Below are 23,866 nucleotides of genomic sequence, written 5' to 3' on the forward strand. Positions count from 1 at the left end.
GCGGCGTGCCGCCGGCCCGGCCGGGCTCAGAGTCCGAGCTTCGCCGCCACGATCTCGTTGACTGCCTTGGGGTTGGCCTTGCCGCCGGTGGCCTTCATCACCTGGCCGACGAACCAGCCCGCGAGCTTTGGGTTGGTCTGGGCCTTTTCCACCTGGGCGGGGTTCTCGGCGATGATCTTGTCGACCGCGGCCTCGATGGCGCCGGTGTCGGTGACCTGTTTCATGCCGCGGGCCTCGACGATCTCGGCGGGGTCGCCGCCCTCGGCCCAGACGATCTCGAACAGTTCCTTGGCGATCTTGCCCGAGATATCGCCCTTGGCGATCAGGTCGAGGATGCCGCCCAGCTGTGCGGCCGAGACGGGGCTCTCCTCGATGCCGAGATCTTCCTTGTTCAGCCGGCCGAACAGCTCGTTGATGACCCAGTTGGCCGCCTGCTTGCCGTCGCGGCCCCCGGCCACGGCCTCGAAGAAGGCGGCGTTGGCCGGTTCCGCCGTCAGCACGCCGGCGTCGTATTCGGTGATGCCGAAGTCCGTGACGAAGCGGGCCTTCTTCTCGTCCGGCAGTTCCGGCAGGCTGGCGGCGATGTCGTCCACCCAGGCCTGCTCGATCTCGAGCGGCAGCAGGTCGGGGCAGGGGAAGTAGCGGTAGTCATGCGCCTCTTCCTTGGACCGCATCGAGCGTGTCTCGCCCTTGTCGGGATCGTAGAGGCGGGTTTCCTGCACCACAGCGCCGCCATCCTCGATGATCGCGATCTGGCGGCGCGCCTCGTATTCGATCGCCTGCTGGATGAAACGCATCGAGTTCATGTTCTTGATCTCGCAGCGCGTTCCGAGATGGCTGAAATCCTGCGTTTCCTGGTACTTCTCGTAATCGCCCGGACGGCAGACCGACACGTTCACGTCGGCGCGCAGGTTGCCCGACTGCATGTTGCCGTCGCAGGTGCCGAGATAGCGCATGATCTGGCGCAGCTTGGCGACATAGGCGGCGGCTTCCTCGGGGCCGCGGATGTCGGGGCGGCTGACGATCTCCATCAGCGCGATGCCGGTGCGGTTGAGGTCCACGAAGGACATCGTCGGGTCCATGTCGTGGATCGACTTGCCGGCATCCTGTTCCATGTGGATGCGCTCGATCCGGACCTTGCGCGCAACGCCCGGCCCCATGTCCACCAGCACCTCGCCCTCGCCCACGAGCGGGTGGTAGAGCTGGCTGATCTGGTAGCCCTGCGGCAGGTCGGGATAGAAGTAGTTCTTGCGGTCGAAGGCCGAGACGAGGTTGATCTCCGCCTTGAGCCCGAGCCCGGTGCGCACCGCCTGGGCCACGCAGAATTCGTTGATCACCGGCAGCATGCCCGGCATCGCGGCGTCCACGAAGGCGACGTTGGAGTTGGGCTCGGCGCCGAATTCGGTCGAGGCGCCGGAGAACAGCTTGGCCCGGGACGCCACCTGCGCATGCACCTCGAGCCCGATCACGAGCTCCCAGTCCTGCTTGGCGCCGGCGATGATCTTCGGCTCCGGTTCGGTATAGGTCAGGTCGAGCATCAGCGTCCTCCGTCGTCGATCCGCCTTCTAGGCCAGCCGGGGCGGGCGGGCAAGGGCGGACGCGCAGGGTTTCGCCGATCCGGGTTCGACGGCGGCGCCAGGGATTGCGTGGCCGGCGCGTCGGGGGCATTCTACGCCCGATCCGCCGGCCTGCCGGCACTGCCGGGAAAACCCGATGCGCCTGTCATATCGTTCCGCCGTCGCGCTCGTCGCGGTCCTTCTGGCCGCCGGCTGCGCGGAGCCGGTGGCCTCGACCAAGTCGCCGGACACGCCACCGCCGATGCGTTGGGATCATCGCCCCGAGGCCGATCGCTGGACCGCGGCGACGATGGCGGCGCTGGACGGGCACGGCCGCGCCCTCGTCGCGCTGGAGCCCGCCGATGTCGGCGACTGGTGCCCGGCCTATCCCGAGGCGGACGCGGAAACGCGCAAGGCCTTCTGGGCCGGTCTCATCTCTACCCTGGCCAAGCACGAAAGCACCTGGAACCCGGGCGCCGCCGGCGGTGGCGGGCGCTGGTTCGGCCTGGTGCAGATCGCCCCGGCCACGGCGCGGGGCTATGGCTGCGCCGCCGGGGACGCGGCGGCGCTGAAGGACGGGGCGAAGAACCTGTCCTGCGCGGTGCGGATCATGGCCGAGACGGTGCCGCGCGACGGGGTGATCGCCGCGGGCGGACGCGGGGTCGCGGCCGACTGGGGACCGTTCCACAGCGCGCGCAAGCGCGGCGACATGCGCGCCTGGACCCGCGCGCAGAGCTACTGCCGCGACGGCTAGGGGGCCTCAGTATCCGCCCGCCGTCTCGCGCGCCCAGCTCGGCATGCGGGTGGTCTGCACCAGCGAAACCGTCGGCGCGTGGCGTCCGCCCAGCGCCAGCGTCTCGTTCATCAGCATCTCTATCCCGTCCTGGGAATTGGACGAGATCCGTTCGGGCGCGATCGGCTTGCCGATGGTGATGCGGTAAGGCTGGCGATCCTTGTTGAGCGTCTCGTGGAACAGCGTGATGTCGCGCAGGGTCGGGTGGATGAGGTCGAAGATGTAGAACAGCGCGGAATTGCGCGCCCGGATGTTGACCGGTATCACGGGCAGCTCGAACTTGCGCGCGATCATCGCCGCCGAGGGCATCCAGGGCCGCTCGAACAGCCGGAGCCCGCGCCGCTTGGCCAGGCGTCCCGATGGGAACAGGACGCCGAGACGACCGGCATCGACCGCCTTGCGGGTATAGGCCATGGTCTCGCGGGTCTTGGCGTGGCTGCGCTTTTCCTTGCGCCATTCGACCGGCGCGATCATGTCCTGCATCTGCGGCAGCACACGCAGGATGTCGGAATTGGCGTAGTAATAGGCGTCCGGCCGAACCTGGCGCAGCACGTGGTGCAGGATGATCCCGTCCGCGATCCCGGTCGGATGATTGGACACGATCAGCGCCGCGCCGTTGCGCGGAATGTTCTCGAGGCCCGAGAATTCCACGTCGCGCGCGATGAGCGCGGCCATGCGGGACATGATCTCGGGCGGGGCGGCGTCCTCGATCGCGGTGCCGATCTCCAGCGTCCGGTCGTAGCCGAGCATCCGGTTCAGAACCCGGCGCACGGGCGGCACGGCCCAGTGCTCTCGGTAGAGCCACGGCGCGCGCTCGGCAATCAGCGGGTCGATTCTGTCCTTCATGGCGTCGTTCCACCAAAGCGGCGTTACACCAATGTGACACCTGCCGGTATCCGGGCGCAAGCCGATCCCGCGCGATCCGGCGCATCGGCGCGGATCCGCGAGACCGGCGACGCCGTTTGGCACGCCGTCACGACGCGGCGCCCGCGCGGTCGCCGTTTTGCACCTCGTCGATGATTTTCTGGACGAAATCCTCCAGATCGCCGGGGTTTCGGCTGGTCACGACGCCGCCATCGGCCACGACGGGCGCGTCCACGACCTCGGCGCCGGCATTTTTCAGATCGGTCCGGATGGACGGGTAGGAGGTCATCCTGCGGCCCTCGGCCACGCCGGCCTCGACCAGCATCCAGGGCCCGTGGCAGATCGCGGCCACGACCTTGCCGCTGTCCGCGAAGTCCCGGACGAGCTGCACGGCGTCGGCGTCGAGGCGCAGAAGATCGGGATTGATCTGACCGCCGGGCAGCACCAGCGCGTCGTAATCCCCGGCCTCGGTGTCGGCGATCGCACGGTCCGCATGAGCCTGGTCGCCCCAGTGATCGGTCTTCCAGCCCCGGATGTCCTCGCCGTCCGGTGTCGCGAGATCCACCGTCGCGCCGGTGGATCGGAGCTTCTGGCGCGGGGCCTCCAGTTCCGACTGCTCGAAACCGTGGGTGGCCATGATCAGGATGCGGGCGTCGTTGATCGCGGGCATCGGGGTCTCCTTGACTGCGCTAGGGAAAGGTTCGACCCCGCCAACGCGCGACCCCTTGGCCCGGTTCCCTCAGCCCTCGAGGATTCGCCCGGTCATCTCGTCCATGTCGCGCGACAGCTCGGCGCGGTCACGGATCCGCTGCAGCGCGGCCCGCATCTGCGCCTGGCGGTCGGCGTCGTAGCGATGCCAGGTCTCGAAGGCGCTTGCCATGCGCGCCGCCGCCTGCGGATTGCGCCCGTCGAGCCGGATCAGCCAGTCCGCCACCAGCTCGTAGCCCGCGCCGGACGGGTCGTGGAACCCGGCCGGGTTCATCATCGCGAAGGCCCCGATGACGGCGCGGAACCGGTTCGGATTGGTCCAGTCGAAATCCGGATGCTCGGTGAGCCGGCGGGTGACGGCGACGGCCTCGGCGGGGGTGGCGTTCGCGGCCTGCAGGGTGAACCACTTGTCGAGCACCAGCCGGTCCGCCTGCCAGCGGTCATAGAACCGCGCGGCCGCCGCGGCGCCGGCGCCGGCGCGCAGCAGGCAGTCGAAGGCGGCGAGTTCCTCGGTCATGTTGCGCGCCGCCGCGAACTGCGCCCCGGCCAGCCTGCCGCCGTCGAGACGGGTCAGGTAGGACAGCGCCGCCTGCCTCAGCGCGCGCCGGCCGGCGGCGCCCGCGTCGGGGCTATAGGGGCCGGGCACGTCCATGGCGCGGTAAAGCTCTTCCAGGCGGCCCGCATGCGCCCCGGCGATGGCGGTGGACAGGGTCTCGCGGGCGGCGTGGATCGCCAGCGGGTCCGGCGTGACGCCCGCCTCGTAGAGGCCCTGTGCCAGGTCGTCGGGGCCGGGCAGCCGCAGCGCCAGCGCGGTGAAGGCCGGGTCGAGATCCGTGTCGGCCATCACCCGGCCGAGCGCCTCCATGAAGGCCGTGTCCGGCGCGGCCCCGTCGGTGACCATGCGCATCAGCGCGTCCTTGGCCAGGGCGCGGCCCGCCTCCCAGCGGTTGAAGGGGTCGGTGTCATGGGCCAGCAGGAAGGCGCGCTCGGCGTTGTCCGGCTGCCGGGTCAGGATCACCGGCGCCGAGAAGCCGCGCAGGATCGACGGGATCGGCCGCGCCGCCAGGCCGTCGAAGCGGAAGCTCTGCTCGGCCTCTGTCATCTCCAGCAGCGTGGTCGGCACCACCTCGTGGCCATTGGGGTTGAGCAGGCCGACCGCGATCGGGATGACCTGCGGCGCCTTCGCGGGCTGGCCGGGGGTGGGCGGCGTCTCCTGGCGGAAGGTCAGCGTGTAGGTGCCGCTTTCCCAGGCCTCGGTGACATGCAGACGGGGCGTGCCGGCCTGGCTGTACCAGCGCTTGAACTGCGACAGGTCGCGGCCGGTCGCGTCCTCGAAGACACGAAGCCAGTCCTCTATGGTCGCCGCGTCGCCGTCGTGGCGGTCGAAATAGAGATCGAGCGCGGCGCGGTAGCCGTCCTCTCCGACCAGCCGCTTCAGCATGCCGATCACCTCGGCGCCCTTTTCGTAGACGGTGGCGGTGTAGAAGTTGTTGATCTCCACGTAGCTCTCGGGACGCACCGGGTGGGCGAGCGGGCCGTTATCCTCGCGGAACTGGCGCGCGCGCAGCATCAGCACGTCGTCGATCCGCTTCACCGCGGCCGAGCGCATGTCGCCGGTGAACTCCTGGTCGCGGAAGACGGTCAGGCCTTCCTTCAGGCAGAGCTGGAACCAGTCGCGGCAGGTGATGCGGTTGCCGGTCCAGTTGTGAAAGTATTCATGGGCGATGATGCCCTCGATCCGCTCGAAATCCTGGTCCGTCGCGGTCTCGGGACTGGCGAGCACGAACTTGGAGTTGAAGACGTTGAGCCCCTTGTTCTCCATCGCGCCCATGTTGAAATCATCGACCGCGACGATGTTGAAGACGTCGAGATCGTATTCGCGGCCGTAGACCTTCTCGTCCCAGCGCATCGAGCGTTTCAGCGCGTCGAGGGCATAGGCGCAGCGGTCCTCGTCGCCCGGGCGCACCCAGATATTCAGCGCCACCCCGCGCCCCGAGGCGGTGGTGAAGCGGTCGGACACCGCCGCCAGGTCGCCGGCCACCAGCGCGAAGAGGTAGCTCGGCTTCGGCCACGGGTCGTGCCACTCGGCCCAGCCGTCGCCGCTGTCCACCGGGTTGCCGTTGGACAGAAGGACCGGCAACGCGGCCTCGATGCGCACGCTGAAGGGGGCCATGACGTCCGGGCGGTCGGGATAATAGGTGATGCGGCGAAAGCCCTGCGCTTCGCACTGGGTGCAGTACATCCCCCGCGACATGTAAAGCCCCTCGAGCGCGGTATTGCCCGCGGGATCGATCTCGACCTCGGCGGTCCAGGTGAACGGCCCGTCGGGCAGCTGGTCGGCCGGCAGGGTCAGCCCGGTCTCGTCCGGGGCCAAGGCCGCGTCCCCCAGCGGCGCGTCGTCGATCGCGGCGGAGATCAGCCGGATCTGTTCGCCGTCGAGCCGCAGATCGCCGCGCGGCACGGCCGGGTTCGGGCGGAACGCGATCCGCGAGAGCACCCGCGTCGCGCCGGGATCCAGCCGGAAGGTCAGGTGCACCGCGTCCACCAGCCAGGCTGGCGGGCGGTAGTCGGACAGGTGAACGGCGGTCGGGGCGGGATCGCGCATCTGGGAAACCTCTCATCTCGCGCCGACGTGAAGGCGGCGGGCGTGTTTCGCCCCTGACAATCATCATCCGGCGGCTAGGTGCAAGGGGGAACCGGGGCCGCGCCCCGGCGTTTGACAAGTGACGAAAACCGAAAGGAGCAATCCATGTCGGCTTCCGACACGAGACTTGAAAAGCAGAAGGCCCGCCACCGCGCCCCGCTGATCGTGCTGGGGCTCTGCCTCGCCGCTGCCGCGCTGGCGATGCTGTTCTATGTCAGCTACGGCTTCACCGAAGGCCAAGATCCGGCCGGCGCCGAGCGCCAGATCGAGGTCGCGCCGGGCGGCGGCCAGATCGACGCGGCCGAGGACTGACGCCCTTTCCCGCCTTTACCGCGCCCGTGGCCCCTCTATCTCCGGGCCATGAAGCAGCCCGTCACGATCCTCTGGTTCAAGCGTGACCTGCGGGTGGCCGATCACGCGGCCCTCGCGGCGGCGGCGGCCGGGGACGGGCCGGTCATACCCCTCTACATCGCGGAACCGGACTACTGGGCGCTGCCGGACACCTCGGCACGGCAGTGGGCGGTTTTCGCGGAAAGCCTGGCCGAGCTGCGCGCCGAGCTGGCCGCGCTGGGCGCCGCCCTGGTCGTTCGCCGCGGCGACGCGGTGTCGCTGCTGGAGGACATGCGCGCCAAGCACGGCGTGACGCGGCTGGTCAGCCACGAGGAGACCGGCAATGGCTGGACCTATGCCCGCGACCGGCGCGTCGCCGCCTGGGCGCGGGGGCAGGGCGTCGAATGGGCGGAATACCCGCAATGCGCGGTGATCCGCCGGCTCGGCGGGCGTGACGGATGGGCCGCGCGGCGCACGCGCTTCGTGCGCGCGGCCCCTATCGCACCCCCTCTGCGGCTGCGTCCGGTGCCCGGTATCGATCCGGGCGCGATCCCCGCGGCGCGCGCGCTCGGCCTCTCGCCGGATCTCTGCCCCGGTCGGCAGCGGGGTGGCCGGCGCGCGGCGCTCGAGACGCTCGAGAGTTTCCTGTCGGATCGCGGGCGCGACTATCGCCGGGCGATGGCGTCGCCCGGCGCCGGGGCGCGGGCCTGTTCGCGGCTCTCCGTGCACCTGGCCACGGGGGCGCTGTCCGTGCGCGAGGCCGCGCAGGCCGGCGCGGAACGGCAGCGGCACGTCCAGGGCACCCGCGCGGGCTGGGTGGGCAGCCTTCGGAGCTTTTCGAGCCGGCTTGCCTGGCGGGATCACTTCACCCAGAAGCTCGAGGACGCGCCTGGGCTCGAGACCCGCTGCCTGCACTCCGCCTACGAGGATCTGCGCCCGCGCCCCGGCGACGCTGCGCTGCTGGCGGCCTGGCAGGCGGGCGAGACCGGCATTCCCTTCGTCGATGCCTGTATGCGCAGCCTCGTTGCCACGGGCTGGCTGAATTTCCGCATGCGCGCGATGCTGATGGCGGTGGCGAGCTACCATCTCTGGCTCGACTGGCGCGACAGCGGCCCGCATCTCGCGCGGATGTTCACCGATTACGAGCCGGGGATCCACTGGCCGCAATGCCAGATGCAGTCCGGCACGACGGGCACCAACACGATCCGTATCTACAACCCCGTGAAACAGGGCCGCGACCAGGACCCTGACGGCGTCTTTACCCGGTACTGGCTGCCGGAACTGGCAGAGGTGCCGGATGCCTGGCTGCAGGAGCCCTGGCGCTGGGACGGGGCGGGCCGCGTGCTGGGCCGGGCCTATCCCGCGCCGGTGGTCGACGTGGCGGCGGCGGCGCGCGCCGCGCGTGACCGGGTCTGGGCGGTCCGGCGCGGCGCGGCCTACCGCGACGAGGCCGACCGGCTGGTCCGGCGCCACGGCAGCCGCAAGCGCGCCGACAGCCGCGGCCCCCGGCGCATCAAGCCCCGCACCGGCGGGGCGGCGCAGCTCCGCTTCGATTTCTGATGGGCCGCCAACGCCGCAAGGGTGACCTGCCCGAGAAGACCTGCGCGGTTTGCGGGCGGCCCTTTGCCTGGCGCAGGAAATGGGCGCGCGACTGGGAGGCCGTGCGGTATTGCTCGGAACGCTGCCGCCGGGGCCGGCGTTCGGAAGCGAAAGAAGCAGCTTCGCGTGAATCTGGTCAAAAAAACTGACCACGGTTGTTGCCTATCGGAAACTTTTTTCCTAAGCCGTGCACAACTGCACACATCCGACAGGAGGCGTCCATGACCGACCGCGTTGAAAAGCAGGGCCTTCAGGTGGCCCGAGACCTGGCCGACTTCATCGAGGAAAAGGCCCTGCCCGGCACCGGGGTGACGGCGGACGCGTTCTGGGAAGGCCTGAGCGGTCTCGTCCACGATCTGGGACCGAAGAACCGCGCGCTGTTGGAAAAACGCGCGGCGATCCAGGAAAAGATCGACAACTGGCATATCGAGCGCCAGGGGCGGCCGCTGGAGCTGGGCGCGTACCGGGAATTCCTCGAGTCGCTGGGCTACCTGCTGCCCGAAGGCGAGGATTTCGCCATCGGCACCGAGAATGTCGACGACGAGATCGCGGCCATCCCGGGCCCGCAGCTCGTGGTGCCGATCACCAATGCCCGTTACGCGCTGAACGCCGCCAATGCGCGCTGGGGCTCGCTCTATGACGCGCTCTACGGCACCGATGCGCTGGGCGACCTGCCGCAGGGCAAGGGCTATGACGCCAAGCGCGGCGCCCGCGTCATCGCCTGGGGGCGTGCCTTCCTCGACGATATCGCGCCGCTCGACGGGGTCAGCCATGCCGAGGTCACCGGCTACCGCGTCGCGGACGGCGCGCTGGTCGCGGCGACCCGCGACGGCCAGGCCGGGCTGAAGACCCCCGGCCAGTTCGCCGGCTGGCAGGGCGACGCCGCGGATCCGACCGGTATCGTGCTCAGGAATCACCATCTCCATATCGTGATCGAGATCGACGGCACCCACCCGATCGGCGAGACCGACGGCGCCCATGTCGCCGACATCAGGCTCGAGAGCGCGATCTCCTCGATCATGGACTGCGAGGATTCGGTCGCCTGCGTCGACGCCGAGGACAAGGTGCAGGCCTATTCCAACTGGCTCGGGCTGATGAAGGGCGACCTGACCGAAGAGGTGCGGAAGGGCGACAGCACCGTCACCCGCAGGCTCAACGGCGACGTGGACTACACCGCCGCCGATGGCGGCCCGGCCAGCCTCAAGGGGCGCGCGCTGATGCTGGTGCGCAATGTCGGTCACCTGATGACCAACCCCGCGATCCTCGACCGCCAGGGCGAGGAAATCTTCGAAGGCCTGATGGACGCGATGGTGACCACGCTGATCGCCATCCACGACCTCAAGAAGGAGGGCGGGATCCGGAACTCGGTCAAGGGATCCGTCTACGTCGTGAAGCCCAAGATGCACGGCCCCGAGGAAGTGGCCTTCGCCACCGAGATCTTCGACCGGGTCGAGGACGCGCTGGGCCTGCCGCGCAACACCGTGAAGCTCGGCATCATGGACGAGGAACGCCGCACCAGCGTGAACCTCAAGGAATGCATCCGCGCCGCAAGGGATCGCGTGGCCTTCATCAACACGGGCTTCCTCGATCGCACCGGCGACGAGATCCATACCTCGATGGAAGCCGGGGCGATGATCCGCAAGGGCGAGATGAAATCCGAACCCTGGATCAAGGCCTACGAGGACCGCAACGTCGATATCGGCCTGGCCTGCGGGCTGCAGGGCCGGGCGCAGATCGGCAAGGGCATGTGGGCCGCGCCCGACCGGATGGAGGCGATGCTGGCCGAGAAGATCGGCCATCCCGAATCCGGCGCCAACTGCGCCTGGGTGCCGTCGCCCACCGCCGCGACGCTCCACGCGACGCATTACCACCGGGTCGACGTCTTCCGGCGCCAGGACGAGATCGCCGCCGGCGGCCACCGCGCCGGCCTCGACGCGCTGCTGACGATCCCGGTCTCGAAGGGGCACAACTGGTCCGAGGCCGAGATCCGCGCCGAGATCGAGAACAACGCCCAGGGCATCCTCGGCTACGTCGTGCGCTGGGTCGACCAGGGCGTCGGCTGCTCGAAGGTGCCCGATATCCACGACGTCGCGCTGATGGAGGATCGCGCGACCTGCCGGATCAGCTCGCAGCATATCGCGAACTGGCTCCATCACGGTGTCGTCACCGAGGCGCAGGTCATGGAGATCATGCAGCGCATGGCCGAAGTGGTCGACCGCCAGAACGCGGGCGATCCGGCCTACAGGCCGATGGCCCCCGGTTTCGGAGGCATCGCCTTCCAGGCCGCCTGCGACCTGGTCTTCAAGGGTCGCGTCCAGCCCTCGGGCTACACCGAGCCGGTGCTTCATGCCCGGCGTCTCGAACTGAAAGGGTCGCAGAATGGGTGAGATTTCGCTCAACAAGGCAAGAACCATCATCCGCGGTGCGCTCAAGCATGGGCGCGCGCAGGGGCTGAAACCGCTCTCGGTCATCGTGCTGGACACGGGTGGCCATCCCAAGGCGTTCGAACGTGCGGACGGGGCCTCGCCGGGCCGCTACGCCATCGCCGAGGGCAAGGCCTACGGCGCCGTCATGCTAGGCATGTCCGGCACCGCGCAGCGCGACCGGGCCGAGGCGCAGGCCTATTTCATGGCGGCCGCCAACGGCGCCTTCGGCGGCAAGGTCGTGCCGGTGCCGGGCGGCGTGCTGGTGCGCGACGGGCGCGGCCGGGTCATCGGTGCGGTCGGCGTGACCGGCGACACCTCGGAAAACGACGCCGCCGCCGCGCTCGCGGGTATCGAGGCCGCGGGCTACAGCGGCGACGCCTGAACCTTTCGGCCGGCGCCCCCCTTCACCTGCGGGCGCCGGCCCTATATTGTGCAGAGGATCCAAAGGAACACAGGCCTCTTCATGACACGCCCGGTCGTCGCGATCATCGGCAACACCCACCTCATCAACGATCAGTATCCGGCCCATGCCGGCGGCACCATGAACAGCGCGGCCGTGTCCGACGTGTCGGGCGCGCTGCCGGTCATCGTGCCGTGCGATCCCGCCTATGTCGGCGTCGAGGAATTGCTGGAACGCTTCGACGGTTTCCTGCTGCCGGGCGGCCGGCCGAACGTCCACCCCGAGGAATACGGCGAGAACTGGACCGAGGCACACGGTGCCTCCGATCGCGGCCGCGACACCATCGCGCTGCCGCTGATCCGGGCCTGTGTCGAACGCGGCCAGCCCTTCCTGGGTATCTGCCGCGGTTTCCAGGAGGTGAACGTCGCCATGGGCGGTTCTCTGCATCCGGAAATCCGCGAGCTGCCGGGACGGATGAACCACCGCATGCCGCCCGACGGCACGCTGGAAGAGAAATTCGCGTTGCGCCACCCGATCAGCCTGACCAGGGGCGGCGTCTTCGAGCGCGTCTTCGGCGCCGACGAGGTGATGGTCAACTCCTTGCATGGCCAGGGCATAGCGGTTCCCGGTCCCCGGATCGTGATCGAGGGCCATGCCCCCGACGGCACGCCCGAGGCGATTTATGTCAAGGACGCGCCCGGCTTCACGCTGTCGGTGCAGTGGCACCCGGAATGGAACGCGGCCGACGACCCGGTCTCGCGCCCGCTCTTCGAGGCCTTCGGAGAGGCGGTGCATCGCTGGGCCGCGGGCGAACGCCCGGTGGAGGGCCGCAAGATCGCCTGAGCGCCGGCTACCCGTCCGGTCGATATATATTGATTTTTGTGCATGATTGTGGTGGCTTCCTTACGGTAGTGTTGGGGGGGCACATGACCCGTTTTGATGGTTTGATCCTGCTGTCCGGCGTTGTTTTGCTGGCGTCGGCAGTCTACTTTTTGCCGCTTGCTCAGACCCAGATGGAGACCGCGCGGCTTGCCGCGATCTACGTGCCCGAGTTCGACCGCCGCGAACGGGCCGGGGCCGAGACCTTCGCCATTGCCTGCGCGATATGCCACGGCGCCCACGGCACGGGCGGGACGGCGCCACAGCTGATCGGACGGCACTTTGCGGATCTCGGCGGTCACGTCGCCGTGCTGAGCACCCGCCTGCGGCGGTGCATCGCGCGGCAGGCCGAAGCGGGTTCGGACATCGCCGGTGCCACGCTGCCGCCCTCCGAGCAGGGCGTCGAGGCGATCAGCGCCTATCTCAGGCGCATGCAGCGGGCGAACCCGCGCGGCTGACACGGCGGCTTGACCTGCCGCAAGGCGCGGCGCCGGGCGGCATGGCAGGCTTGGGCATCGCCATCAAGGGAGCCCGACCATGATCCTGATCGTTTATGCCACCACCGAGGGGCAGACCCGCAAGGTCGCCCGCTTCTGCGCCGACGAGCTGGCGGGAATGGGCGAGGGCGTGGAGCTCCTGCCCGCGGCCGAGGCCCGCGCCGAGGACACTGACACGCGTGCCTATGACGCGCTGATCCTCGCGGGGTCGGTCCATGCGGGGCGCTACCAGTCCGATCTGGTAGACTTCGCCCGGACCCATGCCGGCGGGCTCAACACCGCCGGGACGCTCTTTCTCTCCGTTTCGCTCGCGGCCGCCGGGGAAGATCCGGACGACTGGAAGGGGCTCGAGGAGGGCGTGGCGCGGTTCACCGCCAAGACCGGGTGGACGCCCGGCCGGGTGGTTCATGTCGCGGGGGCTTTTCGCTTCAGCGAATACGACTTCTTCAAGTCCTGGGCGATGCGCTGGATCGCGGCGCAGAAGGATCAGGAGATCGATCCGCACAAGGACAAGGAATACACCGACTGGGGCGCGCTCCGGGCGGAGCTGCGGGCGTGGCGCGACGGCTAGACCGCCGCGCCGGCCGAGACGCCGTCAGCCCTGCCACCGCCAGAGCGCCGGCACGAACCGGTAGGCCGCGCCCTCGCGGATAACGTGGCCCACGCCCGGGAAGGGGAAGTGGTAGCCGAGCACCGCGATCCCGTCTTCGGCCGCCATGTCGAGCAGCCGGCGCCGGGTCGCGACGGTCTGCTCGGCATCCATGTCGAAGCCCGTGACCCAATCCGGCGCGTCGAAGTTCATGTAGGCATGGGTCATCGTATCGCCGAGCGCGATCAGGCTGCGGTCGCCGCTGTCGAGCTGCACCGACATGTGGCCGAGCGTGTGGCCGGGGGTGAAGATCAGCCGCACGCCCGGCACCACCTCGTGGCCGTCCTCGGCCAGCGTCCAGTCCAGGCCCTCGGTGGTGATCGAGTTCACCGCGCCCACCACGAATTGCTGCATGTCCTGCGACACGCTGGTCGCGAGCCCGTCCTGCATCCAGTAGTCATGCTCGGCGCGGCCCATGATGAATTCGGCGTCGGGCAGGATCGCCTCGTCGAAATCGTCGCGCACGCCCCAGACATGGTCGGGATGCGCATGGGTGATGACGACATGGGTGATGGAATAGGGATCGACCCCGGCGGCTTCGAGGTTCGCCATCAGCCGCCCGGCGGTCGGCATGAAGCGATTGCCCGATCCGATATCGACCAGCACCCTCGCCGCACCGGTCTCGATCAGCAGGTGGTTGGTGTGGGAATAGTTTTCCTCGGTCGAGAGATGGTAGCGGGCGAGCAGCGCCTGCACCTCTTCGGGTTCGGCATTGACGCCCAGCCCCGAGGTCGGCAGCAAAAGGTGCCCGTCCGAGATCACGGTCAGCCGCATCTCGCCGAGGTCGAACCGGAAATGCCCGGGATTGCCGCCCGCGGAGGGGGCCGACAGGGCCGCCTGCAGCGGCGCCGGCAGCGCCAGCGCGGGGGCTGCGGCGGCGATCTTGAAAATGTCGCGGCGGGTGGGGCGTTTCAGACTCATGGTATCCTCCCTGTGATTTGCCCCCAGTTGTATTCAAGAAAGCGAATATTGCAACGGCCGGCCGGGCGGCCGCCGCACCGCGGTGCGCGCCCAGCGCCGTTATTTCAGCTGGCTGTCCTTGGAGCCGCGCCGGTTGATGCCGCCGCGCTGCATGGGCCGGCCGTCGCGCTCCTGCTGACACGCGATGCAAAGCTTGACGCCCGGCAGCGCCTGGCGGCGGGCCTCGGGGATCGGGTCCTCGCAGTCGGCGCAATGGGTCAGGCTTTCCCCCGCGGGACGCCGCCGGGCCTGCATCCGCTTCAGCTCGTCCTCGATCGAGGCGTCGATCTGTTCCTGCACCGCGCCGTCGCGCGTCCAGCCACCGGCCATGTCGTGTCCTCCTGTGACGGGGTATGGTAACGCCGCGACGCCGGCGCGGTCAAAGCCCGCGCGCCGGCGCTGTGCGGCCCCGGCCGTGGCGGCGGCTCAGAGCCGGGCGGCGCGGGCGATCGCCTCGGCGTTTTCCTTCACGATCCGGCGTCCCTCCTCGATCGCCTCGGAGGCGCGGTGAAAATCCAGCACCGAGAGCTTCGAGAGATGCGCGTCGAGCAGGACATGGGGCGGGTCCCCGGCCAGTTTCGCGCGGCGGATGCCGTCGGTCATGATGTCGATCGAGGCCGCGATGACGTCCAGGTATTGCGGCGTGACCGCGTCCGCGTCGGCGTGCTCGAACAGGCCGGAGAGCGCTGCCGGCAGGTCACGCAGGCGCTCGCCCCAGGATTTCCAGAAGGCCGGCATCTCGGCCTCGCGTTCGGCCCAGAAGGTGCCGTCGAACCGGCCGTTGGGATTGGCCGCGATCACCACCTCGGCCCCGAGGATCCGGCAGGCCGTGACCGGCAGCGGGTTGGTGAGCCCGCCGTCGAGAAACCACTTCTCGCCGATCCGGTAGGGGCTGATCACGCCGGGCAGCGCGACGGAGGCGCGCACGGCCTGGGCCAGGTCGCCCTCGGTCATCCAGACCTCGCGGCCGGTCGCCATGTCGGTCGCCACCAGCGCGAGCGGCACCGCCAGGTCCTCGATCCGCTCCGCCGCGACGAGGTGCCGGATCACGGTCAGGATCTCGGTTCCCTGGACGAGCCCGCCCGAGGAAAGCTTCACGTCGAGCATCCCGAAGAAATCCCGCGCCGTCAGCCCGGTGGCCCAGTCCTCGAGCGCGTCGAGCGCACCGCCGGCATGGATCGCCCCGACCAGCGCGCCCATCGAGGCGCCCGCGATGACGTCGGGCTGCAGCCCCATCGCATCCAGTTCGCGCAGGACCCCGATATGGGACCAGCCCCGCGCGCCGCCGCTCCCGAGGGCGAGTCCCACTTTCGGCCTGCTTCCTGCGCGCATCGTGGCGTTCCATCCTTGGTCGCGGCGCGGCCGGCGCGGCCCCCGCCCGGCACAGCATATGGGCGCGGCGGGGATGTTGGAAGCACCGGATGCGGGCTGCCCGGGCTGCGCGGTGACGCCGCAGGGGGTGGAGCCGCGCGGAATGGAACGCCTTGTTGGGTGGGGTGTTGGGATGCGAACGCGCGCGCCGCGCGCATGCAGAGGTAACGGAAAGGAAAAGATCATGACCGATCGCAGCAAGAGCATCGAGAACCTTCAGACCGCGCTCGCGATGGAGCTGACGGCGGTCAACCAGTACCTGCTCCACGCGCATACGCTCGAGGACTGGGGGCTCGACAAGCTGGCCCAGCGCATGCGCACCGAGATGCAGGAAGAGCTGGGCCATGCCGGCCAGTTCATCGAGCGGATCATGTTCCTCGGCGGCACGCCCGAGCTGACGCCCACCAAGACGCCGAAGATGGCGGAAACGCTCAAGGGGCTTTTCCAGGACGACAAGTCCGAAGAGCAGGGCGCCATCGCGTTCTACAGCAAGGCCGCCCGCGACGCGGCCGAGTCCAACGACATCGGCACGCGCACGCTCTTCGAGACGATCGTGCTCGACGAGGAGGGGCACTGGGACTGGCTGGACCGGCAGCTCGCAACGCTGGGCCGCATGGGCGAACCCGCCTTCATGTCGATCTACATGAGCGGCGAAAACGCCGAAGGCTGACCCGCGCCGGGGGCGCGGGCCGGCCGATACCGCGGCCGCCGGAACTTAAGCCGGGCCAAGGGGTTTTCCCCCTGACCGCCGGGCGGCCCGCGCCCCGGGCGCCCGGCCAGAGACGAGCGAAAGGAGAAATCCGAATGACCGAACGCGAGGAATACATCGCCAAGACCAAGGCGAAGATCGACCAGTGGAACGCCGAGATCGAGAAGATGAAGGCCAAGGTCGACGAGGCGCAGGCCGATGCGAAGATCGAGTATCAGAAACAGCTCGACGAGATGCGGACCCGCCGGGACGAGGCCGAGGAGCGTCTGAAAAAGATGCGCGACGCCAGCGACGAGGCCTGGGGCGACATGAAGGCCGGTTTCGACCGGGCCTGGGACAGTATTTCCGAGGCCTTCAACACAGCCATGGCACGCTTCAAGTAAGGAGGGCCGACAGGATGCTCAGAACATCGGTTTACGGGCTCGCCGCCGCCACGGCGGTCGCCCTCGCCGCGCCGCAGGCGCGCGCGCAGAACGACGATCCCTTCACCACGCCGGAGGAGATCCGCGCCGAGGTGTCCGACGCGATGGACGCCATCGCGGCCTATTCCGTGCAGGAACGCGACCAGGCGCTGGCCACGGCGCAGGCGGCGCTGACCCGCCTGGACGCGGTGATCGAGCGGCGCGAACAAGCGCTGCGCGAGAACTGGGCGGACATGTCCGACGCCGCGCGGGAAACGGCGCGCGAGAGCATGCGCGATCTGCGTGCCGCGCGCACCGGCCTCGCGGAACGCTACGGCGCGCTTCAGGCGGGCGCGGGCAGCGCCTGGGACGAACTGAGAGACGGCTTCACCGGCGCCTGGGACGCCTTCGCCGAAGCGTGGCGGCCGGCCGCGCCGGGGGCCGAGGCCGACTGACCGCCGGGGCAGGGCGGCGGCGCGCCACGATTGCGCGAGGCGCCCGCACCGTCTATGACCACGGCGCGCGCACCCGGATGCGGGGCCGGCGACGGCCGGCGATCCCGCGCCGGCACGCCGCGCGACAGTCGACCGACCGCCACGCCACGGGATCCCGCGCGCATGACCGCGACAGCACGAAACGCCGCCCGCTTCTCCGTCGCGCCGATGATGGAATGGACGGACCGGCATTGCCGGTATCTCCACCGGCTCATGACGCGGCATGCGCTTCTTTACACGGAAATGGTCACCGCACCCGCGCTGGCCCGCGGGGGGGCGACGCATCTGCTGGCCTTTGACCCGGCCGAGCACCCGGTGGCGCTGCAGCTCGGCGGGTCGGATCCCGCGGAGCTCGCGACCGCGACCCGCATCGGGGCGGAGTTCGGCTATGACGAGATCAACCTCAATGTCGGCTGTCCCTCGGACCGGGTGCAGTCGGGCTGCTTCGGCGCGGTGCTGATGGAACGGCCGGCGCTCGTCGCCGAGTGTTGCGCCGCGATGATCGGCGCGGCCGGCGCGACCGAGGTCACCGTCAAGTGCCGGATCGGCGTCGACGACCAGGACCCGCGCGAGACCCTGCCGCGGTTTCTCGAAACGGTGGCCGGCGCGGGGGTGCGCCGGGTCACGATCCACGCGCGCAAGGCCTGGCTTCAGGGGCTGAGCCCCAGGGAGAACCGGGACATCCCGCCGCTCGACTACCCGCTGGTGATCGAGATGAAGCGCGCCTTCCCCGATCTGCATATCTCGATCAATGGCGGGATCACCGGGATCGCGCAGGCGCAAGCCCTGCTGGAGGCGGGGCTCGACGGCGTCATGGTGGGCCGTGCCGCCTATCACGATCCCGCGTCGATCCTGCCGCAGGTGGACGCTGCGTTCTTCGGGGGCGCGCCGGGTCCAGCCGCCGAGGAGGTCGTGCGGCGGATGCTGCCCTATATCGCGCGCCACCTGGACGAAGGCGGACGGCTCAACCAGGTCACCCGGCACATGCTGGGCCTCTTCGCGGGGCGTCCGGGCGCCCGGGCATGGCGGCGCATCCTCTCGGAGCGGGCTCACCGCCCCGGCGCCGGGACCGAGGTGGTCGAGGAGGCGCTGTCCCGGCTCGCCCCCGCCGGCGCCCCGGCCGCGGGCTGAGGTCCGCGGACCGGCTCTGGCCTTTCCCCGCGCTTCGTGCCACCTAGGCATCGAGATCCGGAGGGGAAACCGATGCCAGAACTGTCCGACGTCCTGCCGATGCTGGCGCTGCTGCTGGCGATCGGCGCCTTTGCGGGGGTCATCGCCGGGATGCTCGGCGTGGGCGGCGGGATCATCCTGGTGCCGGCCTTCTACTTCGCCTTCGCGGGGCTCGGCTATGACAGCCCGCAGCTGATGCAGATCTGCCTCGCGACCTCGCTGGCGACGATCGTCGTGACCTCGGTGCGCTCGGTGCTGAGCCACAACCGCAAGGGCGCGGTGGACTGGGACATCCTGCGCGGCTGGGCGCCGGGTATCGCGCTCGGCGCGGTGGCGGGGGTGGTCGCCGCGACCTGGCTGCAATCGAGCACGCTGATGGGGGTGTTCGGCTGTCTCGGAATCGTCATCGGCCTCTATCTCGGGCTCGGCCGCGAGAGCTGGCGCCTGGGCAACGGCATGCCGCGCGGCGCCCGGCGCGCGGCGCTGTCGCCGGCGGTGGGCTTTCTTTCGGTGCTGATGGGGATCGGCGGCGGCTCCTTCGGGGTGCCGCTGATGAGCCTCTACGGCGTGCCGATCCACCGCGCGGTGGCGACGGCGGCGGGGTTCGGCGTGATCATCGCAGTGCCGTCCGTGGCTGGGTTCCTGCTGGTCGGCGCGCCCGAGGCGGGGCGCCCGCCCTTCACCGTGGGGCATGTGAACCTCGTGGCCTTTGCCGTCGTGATCGCGATGACGCTGATCACCACGCCCTGGGGGGTGCGGCTGGCCCACGCCATGGACCCGCGGCCGCTGAAGCGGGTCTTCGCCGTGTTCCTGGTCGTCGTGGCCCTCAACATGCTGCGTGAGGCATGGCTGGTCTGAGAGAGAGATTCCTATCCCGCGGCTGGGTGCGCTTCGACGCGGACCCGGCGCTGGCGGGCTGGGTGGCGGCGGTGGCGCCGTGGGCCCGCCGGGTGGCGTCGGACCCGCAGGCGCGGGCGGACTGGCTGCGCTGCGGCGGCACCTGGTTCGCCGGTGTCGGCGTGCTCGGCAACGCGCCGGACGGCGCGGTGGCGGATAGCGGTCCGCTGCGCGGACAGGCCGTCGATTTCATCCATGCGGCGCTGGGCTTCGACGACATCGCCTGGGACGCCGGCCAGCTGTCGGTCTGCTACCCCGGCTACCCGCAACCCTGGGCGGCGGAGTCAGAGGCGGCCTATCGTTTTCGGCTCAGGCGCGATGCCGCGCATCTTGACGGGCTGCTGCCCGTGGGACCGGACCGGCGGCGCATGCTGCGCGAGCATCATGGCTTCATCCTCGGGATCCCGCTGGCCGAGACGGATCCGGGCGCGGCCCCGCTCGTCGTCTGGGAAGGCAGCCACGAGGTCATCCGCGCGGCCTTCCGCGCGGCCTTCGCCGGCGTGGCGCCGGAGACCTGGCGCGACACCGACGTCACCGAGATCTACCAGGCGACCCGCCAGCGCATTTTCGAGATCTGCCCGCGGGTGCCGGTCCATGCCCGGCCCGGCGAGGCCTATGTCGTGCACCGGCTGGCGCTGCACGGGGTGGCGCCCTGGGCGGCCGGCGCCACGGCCCCGCCGGAGGGGCGCATGATCGCCTATTTCCGTCCCGAACCGTCCTGGGGTCCGGCCGACTGGCTGGAGTCCCCCTGACCGGGCGCGCGCCTAGAGCGCCGCGTCGGCCGCGGCCTTGCCGCCCACCATCACGCCGGTAAAGCCGCCCGTACCCGCCCAGGCCGAGCCGAGGAAGAGCCCCGGTATCGTGGTGTCGACCTTGGTGGGCGGCTTCGGCATGCCCGCGGGGGCATCCGGGGCGAACCCGTAGACCGCGCCGCCCGGCGTGCCCATCCAGTGCGCCATGGTGCGGGCCGTCGCCAGATCCGAGAGCCGCACAGCCTGCGCGAACCCCGGCCATTCGCGGTCGAGCCGACCGATGAGCGCGTCGAGCCACGCGGTCTTCCGGGCCGCGTAGGCCGCGTCCGACAGCCCCTCCCAGTTGTCCAGCCGGTCGAGCGCGGCCACCGCGACCGGTGCAGGGCCGGGTCCGGGCAGTCCCGCATCGATCCGGCCGTAATCCACCACCGTCAGCGGCGGCAGCCGGTCCGGCCGCGGGTCGTCACCGATCAGCGCCGCGGCGTCTTTCAGGTCGCGCAGCCCGGTCATCCAGTCCGGCACCAGCACCGTGGAATAGGCGGTCAGGCCCAGGTCCGCGGCCGGGCGCGTCAGCGCGAAACTCGCCTGCATCAGCGTCAGCGATCGCGTCTTGCCGTCATACGGCGCGAGGAACGCGGCGCGCCGGTCCGCCGGCAGCATGTCGGCCAGCTGCTCGGGCGCGCAGCCCGCGAAGACGATCGGGGCGCGGGCCGTCTGCAGGCCGCCATGGGAGTCGCGATAGACCACGCCGGCGGCCCGGCCTTCGGTGTCGAGAAGGATTTCGTGGACGGTGCGGCCCGCGCGCGTCTGCCCGCCGGCCGCGCGGATGACGTCGAGCAGGGCCCTGACCAGGACCGTGGACCCGCCGCGGATGAAATACCCGCCGTGGCGGTAGTATTCGCCCTGCGCGACCGCGAAGAAGGTCCACCAGAGCCGGTCGGGATCGTCGTGGTAATAGGCCAGGTTGGGCACCAGCGCCGCCTTGACGGTCTCGTCCGCGCCGAAATGGCGATCGAGCATCTCGCTGAGCGAGCGGCCGAAATCGCGCCCGGCATGGCGGAGGTCCGACAGGATCTCCGGGCCGTGCCTGACCCACCAGCCGAGCCCGCCGCGATGCGCCGTGAGGCTGAGGAGATGCCGGATATGCTCGAGATCGTCGAGGAACGCGCGCACCGCGGCGGCATGCTGCGGGAACCGGTCCGCCACGGCGGCCGCGATGGCGTCGTAGCCATGCGGCAGGGTGAAGGGCGCGCCGAGCGCGGTGGCCCGCACCTCGTGCAGTTCGGGGACCGGAACGAAGGTGACGCGGTCGAAGAGATCCAGCGCGCGGAAGACTTCTTCCTTCACGTCGCCGTCCCTGGGCGCGGTGGTCTCGTGCAGCGCTGTCTCGAAAACCTGGCCCTCGCGGATGAAGCGGCTGGCCGCACCGCCGAAGCTCTCCATCCGTTCCAGCATCAGCACCCGGTGGCCGGCCTTGGCATAGAGCGCACCTGCCGTCGCGGCCCCGAGGCCGGAGCCGATCACAACGGCATCGAATGTTTCGGACATCTTCTTGAACTCCCGCACTGGTTACACGTGTCTCCGGACCATGTAGCCACGCGGGGCTTCGCCTGGATTTGACCTATGTCAATTGTCTTAACATCAGCCCTGGCCCTGTCGCCGGGTGGCCCGGCCGCCGCGCCGGGTGCGCAGCCGGCTGGCGCGGCCGGGCAGCTCTTCCATGATCCGGCGGCGTTCCTCGGCGGCGAGGCGCGACCACTGGGTGATCTCGTCGATGCTGCGATAGCAGCCGACGCAGATCCGCGCCTCGGGATGCACCACGCAGACGGAAGTGCACGGGCTGTCCACCTCGTCGCGTTTCCAGACCGGGTCGTCGTTCATCGTTCCGCGGGCCTCATGTTGCGCATGCGATCCAGTACCCCCTGAAGGATATAGGCCGCGGCCACGTGGTCGATAACCTCCGCGCGACGTTTCCGTGTCGTATCCGCCTCGAGCAGCGCCCGTTCGGCCGCCACGGTCGAGAGCCGTTCGTCCCAGAACCCGATCGGCAGGTCGGTCAGGCGCGACAGGTTGCGGGCGAAGGCCCGGGTGGACTGGCAGCGCGGCCCCTCGGACCCGTCCATGTTGCGCGGCAGGCCCAGCACCAGCCCGCCCACCTCCCGGTTCCCGGCGATGGCCAGAAGCCGCTCGGCATCCAGGGTGAATTTCCGGCGGCGGATCGTCTCGAGCGGCGTCGCCACCGACCAGAGCGTGTCCGAGATCGCGACACCGATGGTCTTTTCGCCGAGATCGAGCCCCAAGAGCGGGCGCATCCGCGGAAGCGCGGCCGCGAAGGCCTCGATGTCGTCGACCGGGGCCGGGGTCACTCCGCGACCCCGGCCTGCCGGGCGGCGGCGCGGATCTGCGCCAGGCCCTCTGGGTCGGCCGCGAATTTCGCCTGCGCTTCCTGCCAGATCGCGGCGGCGCGCTCGGTCTCGCCCAGCACGCCATAGGCACCGATCAGCCGGGCCCATTCGCTGGCCGAGCCGCCTTCGGCCGCCAGGCGGTCGTTGAGCTGCCCGACCATGCCGCGGATCATCGCGTCGCGATCCTCGGCGCTCATGTCTCCGGCGGCCTCGATATCCGCCTGGCTGGGGCCGGGCGCGGCCGGCCCGGGCTGCGGCGCGGGGGGCAGCGTGTAATTCTCTCCCGCGAGCCGGGCGATATCCTCGATCTGCGAGCGGATCGGGCCGACCCAGGGCGCATCCGGCTGGCTGTCCTGCAGCAGGCCCCGCCAGAGACGGAACGCCCGGTCGTAGCGGCCCGACTGGGCGAACATCAGGCCGGAATAATAGCGCGCGGTCGGGTTTTCCTCGTCGCGCGACAGCGCCGCGCCGAGCGCGCGCTCGGCCTCGGGCGAGACGTAGCCGTTCACCGCAAGGATCATCAGTTCGGCCAGTTCGGCGTAATCCTGCGCGGTGGCGGTGTCGCCCCTGGCGGCGATCACCCGCCCCTTGGCGGCGTATGCGGCGCGGAAATTCCCGAGCGCGGCCTCGTGCCGGGCGAGCAGCGCGTTGCCGCGCATGTCGTCGGGGCGCTCGGCCACCGTGGCGCGCAGCTGGCGCACCAGCTCGAGATAGCGGTCGCTCGCCCCCTCGGGCAGGCGCTCCACCTCGGGAACGTTGGATTCCGCCTCTTGCTGGGTCGGGCGGTTGGTGCGGCTCTCCTCGATCGCGGCGAGACGGCCGGCCAGCGGCACGTCCTGCGCGCCGGGCACGCCCATGACCAGATAGAGCCCCACACCGCCCCCGATCACGACCAGCGCGGTCAGGGCGCTGGCGACCGCCGTGAGCCTGGGCGGCGCGCCCCCGGTGCCGCCCGCGTCCTTCAGCGCGCGGTCGGCCTCGAGGATCTTGCGCGAGATCTCGATCCGGGCCCGCTCCGCGTCGTCGGCGGACAGCAGCCCGCGCGCGTGGTCGCGTTCCACTTCGCGCAGCTGATCGCGATAGACCTGCAGGTCGTATGCCGCCGCGGGCGCTGCCGCGTCGCGGGCGCGCAGAAGTGCCAGCACCAGGAAGATCGTCACGATGACCGCAAGGCCGATGGCCGTCAGCCAGAACCCCATGAAAGCCTCTCGAATTTGCCTGTTCCGGGTGTAGACCGTCCGGTGCCCCGGCGAAAAGGACAAACCGCCGCAGCCCGGTCACATCCGCGACAGGCGCCATGTCGCATCTTCCCATCATTGTGCCGCTGGCTGTCGCGGATAAAATGCCCCGCAGTTGCATCAA

26 protein-coding genes are annotated in these 23,866 nt (G+C 70.1%); 15 read left to right on the forward strand and 11 right to left on the reverse strand.

Annotation, left to right across the window (positions count from 1 at the left end):
- Window positions 1-26: 26 nt before the first annotated feature.
- A complete protein-coding gene (gatB, locus tag ACQ5SP_RS04000) occupies window positions 27-1,538 on the reverse strand; it encodes an Asp-tRNA(Asn)/Glu-tRNA(Gln) amidotransferase subunit GatB (protein WP_430936682.1) in 1,512 nt (503 codons plus the stop codon).
- 175 nt (window positions 1,539-1,713) lie between these two features.
- Here gatB and ACQ5SP_RS04005 point away from each other — a divergent pair, with 175 nt between their 5' ends.
- Window positions 1,714-2,310: a transglycosylase SLT domain-containing protein gene (locus ACQ5SP_RS04005; protein WP_430936684.1), complete on the forward strand. Its 597-nt coding sequence runs from the start codon at window positions 1,714-1,716 to the stop codon at window positions 2,308-2,310.
- 6 nt (window positions 2,311-2,316) lie between these two features.
- On the opposite strand, the gene ACQ5SP_RS04010 is transcribed toward ACQ5SP_RS04005, so the two are convergent.
- The 3 genes from ACQ5SP_RS04010 to pepN all read right to left on the reverse strand — a co-directional run bounded on the left by ACQ5SP_RS04010 (window position 2,317) and on the right by pepN (window position 6,526).
- Window positions 2,317-3,195 carry a lysophospholipid acyltransferase family protein gene (locus ACQ5SP_RS04010; RefSeq protein WP_430936686.1) on the reverse strand — a complete coding sequence of 293 codons (879 nt, stop codon included), beginning with the start codon at window positions 3,193-3,195 and terminating at the stop codon, window positions 2,317-2,319.
- Between the two features lie 127 nt (window positions 3,196-3,322).
- Window positions 3,323-3,883, reverse strand: coding sequence for a type 1 glutamine amidotransferase domain-containing protein (locus ACQ5SP_RS04015; RefSeq protein WP_430936688.1), 561 nt, complete (start codon window positions 3,881-3,883; stop codon window positions 3,323-3,325).
- Window positions 3,884-3,952: 69 nt separating this feature from the next.
- Window positions 3,953-6,526 carry an aminopeptidase N gene (pepN, locus tag ACQ5SP_RS04020; protein WP_430936690.1) on the reverse strand — a complete coding sequence of 858 codons (2,574 nt, stop codon included), beginning with the start codon at window positions 6,524-6,526 and terminating at the stop codon, window positions 3,953-3,955.
- 144 nt (window positions 6,527-6,670) lie between these two features.
- Here pepN and ACQ5SP_RS04025 point away from each other — a divergent pair, with 144 nt between their 5' ends.
- The 8 genes from ACQ5SP_RS04025 (at window position 6,671) to ACQ5SP_RS04060 (ending at window position 13,267) form a co-directional block, all read left to right on the forward strand.
- On the forward strand, window positions 6,671-6,877 hold the full coding sequence (locus tag ACQ5SP_RS04025; protein ID WP_430936692.1) for a hypothetical protein: 207 nt from the start codon (window positions 6,671-6,673) through the stop codon (window positions 6,875-6,877).
- Between the two features lie 48 nt (window positions 6,878-6,925).
- The gene (locus tag ACQ5SP_RS04030) at window positions 6,926-8,455 is read left to right on the forward strand and encodes a deoxyribodipyrimidine photo-lyase/cryptochrome family protein (RefSeq protein ID WP_430936694.1); all 1,530 of its coding nucleotides are present in this window, start codon (window positions 6,926-6,928) and stop codon (window positions 8,453-8,455) included.
- Window positions 8,455-8,643, forward strand: coding sequence for a DUF2256 domain-containing protein (locus ACQ5SP_RS04035; RefSeq protein WP_430936696.1), 189 nt, complete (start codon window positions 8,455-8,457; stop codon window positions 8,641-8,643). Before ACQ5SP_RS04030 ends, ACQ5SP_RS04035 begins: the two co-directional genes overlap by 1 nt.
- Before the next feature lie 72 nt (window positions 8,644-8,715).
- On the forward strand, window positions 8,716-10,881 hold the full coding sequence (locus ACQ5SP_RS04040; RefSeq protein WP_430936698.1) for a malate synthase G: 2,166 nt from the start codon (window positions 8,716-8,718) through the stop codon (window positions 10,879-10,881).
- Window positions 10,874-11,302 carry a GlcG/HbpS family heme-binding protein gene (locus tag ACQ5SP_RS04045; RefSeq protein WP_430936700.1) on the forward strand — a complete coding sequence of 143 codons (429 nt, stop codon included), beginning with the start codon at window positions 10,874-10,876 and terminating at the stop codon, window positions 11,300-11,302. The genes ACQ5SP_RS04040 and ACQ5SP_RS04045 overlap by 8 nt, the downstream gene beginning before the upstream one ends.
- An 81-nt stretch (window positions 11,303-11,383) precedes the next feature.
- The gene (locus ACQ5SP_RS04050) at window positions 11,384-12,163 is read left to right on the forward strand and encodes a gamma-glutamyl-gamma-aminobutyrate hydrolase family protein (RefSeq protein WP_430936702.1); all 780 of its coding nucleotides are present in this window, start codon (window positions 11,384-11,386) and stop codon (window positions 12,161-12,163) included.
- A gap of 83 nt (window positions 12,164-12,246) precedes the next feature.
- Window positions 12,247-12,657: a c-type cytochrome gene (locus ACQ5SP_RS04055; protein WP_430936704.1), complete on the forward strand. Its 411-nt coding sequence runs from the start codon at window positions 12,247-12,249 to the stop codon at window positions 12,655-12,657.
- Window positions 12,658-12,736: 79 nt separating this feature from the next.
- The gene (locus tag ACQ5SP_RS04060) at window positions 12,737-13,267 is read left to right on the forward strand and encodes a flavodoxin domain-containing protein (RefSeq protein WP_430936706.1); all 531 of its coding nucleotides are present in this window, start codon (window positions 12,737-12,739) and stop codon (window positions 13,265-13,267) included.
- A 24-nt stretch (window positions 13,268-13,291) separates the two neighbouring features.
- Here the strand turns inward: ACQ5SP_RS04060 and ACQ5SP_RS04065 are convergent, their stop codons facing one another.
- The 3 genes from ACQ5SP_RS04065 to ACQ5SP_RS04075 all read right to left on the reverse strand — a co-directional run bounded on the left by ACQ5SP_RS04065 (window position 13,292) and on the right by ACQ5SP_RS04075 (window position 15,613).
- Window positions 13,292-14,266, reverse strand: a complete 975-nt coding sequence (locus ACQ5SP_RS04065) for an MBL fold metallo-hydrolase (RefSeq protein WP_430936708.1) — start codon at window positions 14,264-14,266, stop codon at window positions 13,292-13,294.
- Between the two features lie 99 nt (window positions 14,267-14,365).
- The gene (locus ACQ5SP_RS04070; protein ID WP_430936710.1) at window positions 14,366-14,635 is read right to left on the reverse strand and encodes a DksA/TraR family C4-type zinc finger protein; all 270 of its coding nucleotides are present in this window, start codon (window positions 14,633-14,635) and stop codon (window positions 14,366-14,368) included.
- 96 nt (window positions 14,636-14,731) lie between these two features.
- The gene (locus ACQ5SP_RS04075; RefSeq protein WP_430936712.1) at window positions 14,732-15,613 is read right to left on the reverse strand and encodes a patatin-like phospholipase family protein; all 882 of its coding nucleotides are present in this window, start codon (window positions 15,611-15,613) and stop codon (window positions 14,732-14,734) included.
- 247 nt (window positions 15,614-15,860) lie between these two features.
- On the opposite strand from ACQ5SP_RS04075, the gene ACQ5SP_RS04080 reads away from it, so the two are divergent.
- The 6 genes from ACQ5SP_RS04080 (at window position 15,861) to ACQ5SP_RS04105 (ending at window position 20,099) form a co-directional block, all read left to right on the forward strand.
- Window positions 15,861-16,346, forward strand: a complete 486-nt coding sequence (locus ACQ5SP_RS04080; protein WP_430936714.1) for a bacterioferritin — start codon at window positions 15,861-15,863, stop codon at window positions 16,344-16,346.
- A gap of 134 nt (window positions 16,347-16,480) precedes the next feature.
- A complete protein-coding gene (locus tag ACQ5SP_RS04085) occupies window positions 16,481-16,768 on the forward strand; it encodes a hypothetical protein (RefSeq protein WP_430936716.1) in 288 nt (95 codons plus the stop codon).
- 14 nt (window positions 16,769-16,782) lie between these two features.
- Window positions 16,783-17,241 (forward strand): hypothetical protein, encoded by a 459-nt coding sequence (locus ACQ5SP_RS04090; RefSeq protein WP_430936718.1) that lies wholly within the window; start codon window positions 16,783-16,785, stop codon window positions 17,239-17,241.
- A gap of 162 nt (window positions 17,242-17,403) precedes the next feature.
- On the forward strand, window positions 17,404-18,411 hold the full coding sequence (gene dusA, locus ACQ5SP_RS04095; protein ID WP_430936720.1) for a tRNA dihydrouridine(20/20a) synthase DusA: 1,008 nt from the start codon (window positions 17,404-17,406) through the stop codon (window positions 18,409-18,411).
- Window positions 18,412-18,483: 72 nt separating this feature from the next.
- Window positions 18,484-19,308 carry a sulfite exporter TauE/SafE family protein gene (locus ACQ5SP_RS04100; protein WP_430936722.1) on the forward strand — a complete coding sequence of 275 codons (825 nt, stop codon included), beginning with the start codon at window positions 18,484-18,486 and terminating at the stop codon, window positions 19,306-19,308.
- Entirely contained in the window at window positions 19,296-20,099 is an 804-nt protein-coding gene (locus ACQ5SP_RS04105) for a hypothetical protein (protein ID WP_430936724.1), read from the forward strand. The genes ACQ5SP_RS04100 and ACQ5SP_RS04105 overlap by 13 nt, the downstream gene beginning before the upstream one ends.
- A 12-nt stretch (window positions 20,100-20,111) precedes the next feature.
- Here ACQ5SP_RS04105 and ACQ5SP_RS04110 read toward each other — a convergent pair whose 3' ends face one another.
- The 4 genes from ACQ5SP_RS04110 to ccmI all read right to left on the reverse strand — a co-directional run bounded on the left by ACQ5SP_RS04110 (window position 20,112) and on the right by ccmI (window position 23,703).
- Window positions 20,112-21,647 carry a phytoene desaturase family protein gene (locus ACQ5SP_RS04110; protein WP_430936726.1) on the reverse strand — a complete coding sequence of 512 codons (1,536 nt, stop codon included), beginning with the start codon at window positions 21,645-21,647 and terminating at the stop codon, window positions 20,112-20,114.
- 93 nt (window positions 21,648-21,740) lie between these two features.
- Window positions 21,741-21,980, reverse strand: coding sequence for a DUF1289 domain-containing protein (locus tag ACQ5SP_RS04115; protein ID WP_430936728.1), 240 nt, complete (start codon window positions 21,978-21,980; stop codon window positions 21,741-21,743).
- Window positions 21,977-22,411 (reverse strand): Holliday junction resolvase RuvX, encoded by a 435-nt coding sequence (gene ruvX, locus ACQ5SP_RS04120; RefSeq protein WP_430937171.1) that lies wholly within the window; start codon window positions 22,409-22,411, stop codon window positions 21,977-21,979. Before ruvX ends, ACQ5SP_RS04115 begins: the two co-directional genes overlap by 4 nt.
- Before the next feature lie 50 nt (window positions 22,412-22,461).
- Window positions 22,462-23,703, reverse strand: a complete 1,242-nt coding sequence (gene ccmI, locus ACQ5SP_RS04125; RefSeq protein WP_430936730.1) for a c-type cytochrome biogenesis protein CcmI — start codon at window positions 23,701-23,703, stop codon at window positions 22,462-22,464.
- Window positions 23,704-23,866: the final 163 nt, after the last annotated feature.

Source organism: Rhodovulum sp. YNF3179 (assembly GCF_050586465.1).
Classification (GTDB): domain Bacteria; phylum Pseudomonadota; class Alphaproteobacteria; order Rhodobacterales; family Rhodobacteraceae; genus CAJXYS01.

Excerpts from the sequence above, each read along its gene's own strand:
- ACQ5SP_RS04015 (WP_430936688.1), bottom strand. The coding sequence starts at position 3,883 with ATGCCCGCGATCAACGACGCCCGCATCCTGATCATGGCCACCCACGGT.
- ACQ5SP_RS04055 (WP_430936704.1), top strand. The coding sequence starts at position 12,247 with ATGACCCGTTTTGATGGTTTGATCCTGCTGTCCGGCGTTGTTTTGCTG.
- ACQ5SP_RS04035 (WP_430936696.1), top strand. The coding sequence starts at position 8,455 with ATGGGCCGCCAACGCCGCAAGGGTGACCTGCCCGAGAAGACCTGCGCG.
- ACQ5SP_RS04100 (WP_430936722.1), top strand. The coding sequence starts at position 18,484 with ATGCCAGAACTGTCCGACGTCCTGCCGATGCTGGCGCTGCTGCTGGCG.
- ACQ5SP_RS04085 (WP_430936716.1), top strand. The coding sequence starts at position 16,481 with ATGACCGAACGCGAGGAATACATCGCCAAGACCAAGGCGAAGATCGAC.
- ACQ5SP_RS04080 (WP_430936714.1), top strand. The coding sequence starts at position 15,861 with ATGACCGATCGCAGCAAGAGCATCGAGAACCTTCAGACCGCGCTCGCG.
- ACQ5SP_RS04005 (WP_430936684.1), top strand. The coding sequence starts at position 1,714 with ATGCGCCTGTCATATCGTTCCGCCGTCGCGCTCGTCGCGGTCCTTCTG.
- ACQ5SP_RS04105 (WP_430936724.1), top strand. The coding sequence starts at position 19,296 with ATGGCTGGTCTGAGAGAGAGATTCCTATCCCGCGGCTGGGTGCGCTTC.
- gatB (WP_430936682.1), bottom strand. The coding sequence starts at position 1,538 with ATGCTCGACCTGACCTATACCGAACCGGAGCCGAAGATCATCGCCGGC.
- ACQ5SP_RS04060 (WP_430936706.1), top strand. The coding sequence starts at position 12,737 with ATGATCCTGATCGTTTATGCCACCACCGAGGGGCAGACCCGCAAGGTC.
- ccmI (WP_430936730.1), bottom strand. The coding sequence starts at position 23,703 with ATGGGGTTCTGGCTGACGGCCATCGGCCTTGCGGTCATCGTGACGATC.
- ACQ5SP_RS04110 (WP_430936726.1), bottom strand. The coding sequence starts at position 21,647 with ATGTCCGAAACATTCGATGCCGTTGTGATCGGCTCCGGCCTCGGGGCC.
- ACQ5SP_RS04010 (WP_430936686.1), bottom strand. The coding sequence starts at position 3,195 with ATGAAGGACAGAATCGACCCGCTGATTGCCGAGCGCGCGCCGTGGCTC.
- ACQ5SP_RS04025 (WP_430936692.1), top strand. The coding sequence starts at position 6,671 with ATGTCGGCTTCCGACACGAGACTTGAAAAGCAGAAGGCCCGCCACCGC.
- pepN (WP_430936690.1), bottom strand. The coding sequence starts at position 6,526 with ATGCGCGATCCCGCCCCGACCGCCGTTCACCTGTCCGACTACCGCCCG.
- ACQ5SP_RS04050 (WP_430936702.1), top strand. The coding sequence starts at position 11,384 with ATGACACGCCCGGTCGTCGCGATCATCGGCAACACCCACCTCATCAAC.
- dusA (WP_430936720.1), top strand. The coding sequence starts at position 17,404 with ATGACCGCGACAGCACGAAACGCCGCCCGCTTCTCCGTCGCGCCGATG.
- ACQ5SP_RS04030 (WP_430936694.1), top strand. The coding sequence starts at position 6,926 with ATGAAGCAGCCCGTCACGATCCTCTGGTTCAAGCGTGACCTGCGGGTG.
- ACQ5SP_RS04070 (WP_430936710.1), bottom strand. The coding sequence starts at position 14,635 with ATGGCCGGTGGCTGGACGCGCGACGGCGCGGTGCAGGAACAGATCGAC.
- ACQ5SP_RS04045 (WP_430936700.1), top strand. The coding sequence starts at position 10,874 with ATGGGTGAGATTTCGCTCAACAAGGCAAGAACCATCATCCGCGGTGCG.
- ACQ5SP_RS04065 (WP_430936708.1), bottom strand. The coding sequence starts at position 14,266 with ATGAGTCTGAAACGCCCCACCCGCCGCGACATTTTCAAGATCGCCGCC.
- ACQ5SP_RS04090 (WP_430936718.1), top strand. The coding sequence starts at position 16,783 with ATGCTCAGAACATCGGTTTACGGGCTCGCCGCCGCCACGGCGGTCGCC.
- ruvX (WP_430937171.1), bottom strand. The coding sequence starts at position 22,411 with ATGCGCCCGCTCTTGGGGCTCGATCTCGGCGAAAAGACCATCGGTGTC.
- ACQ5SP_RS04040 (WP_430936698.1), top strand. The coding sequence starts at position 8,716 with ATGACCGACCGCGTTGAAAAGCAGGGCCTTCAGGTGGCCCGAGACCTG.
- ACQ5SP_RS04115 (WP_430936728.1), bottom strand. The coding sequence starts at position 21,980 with ATGAACGACGACCCGGTCTGGAAACGCGACGAGGTGGACAGCCCGTGC.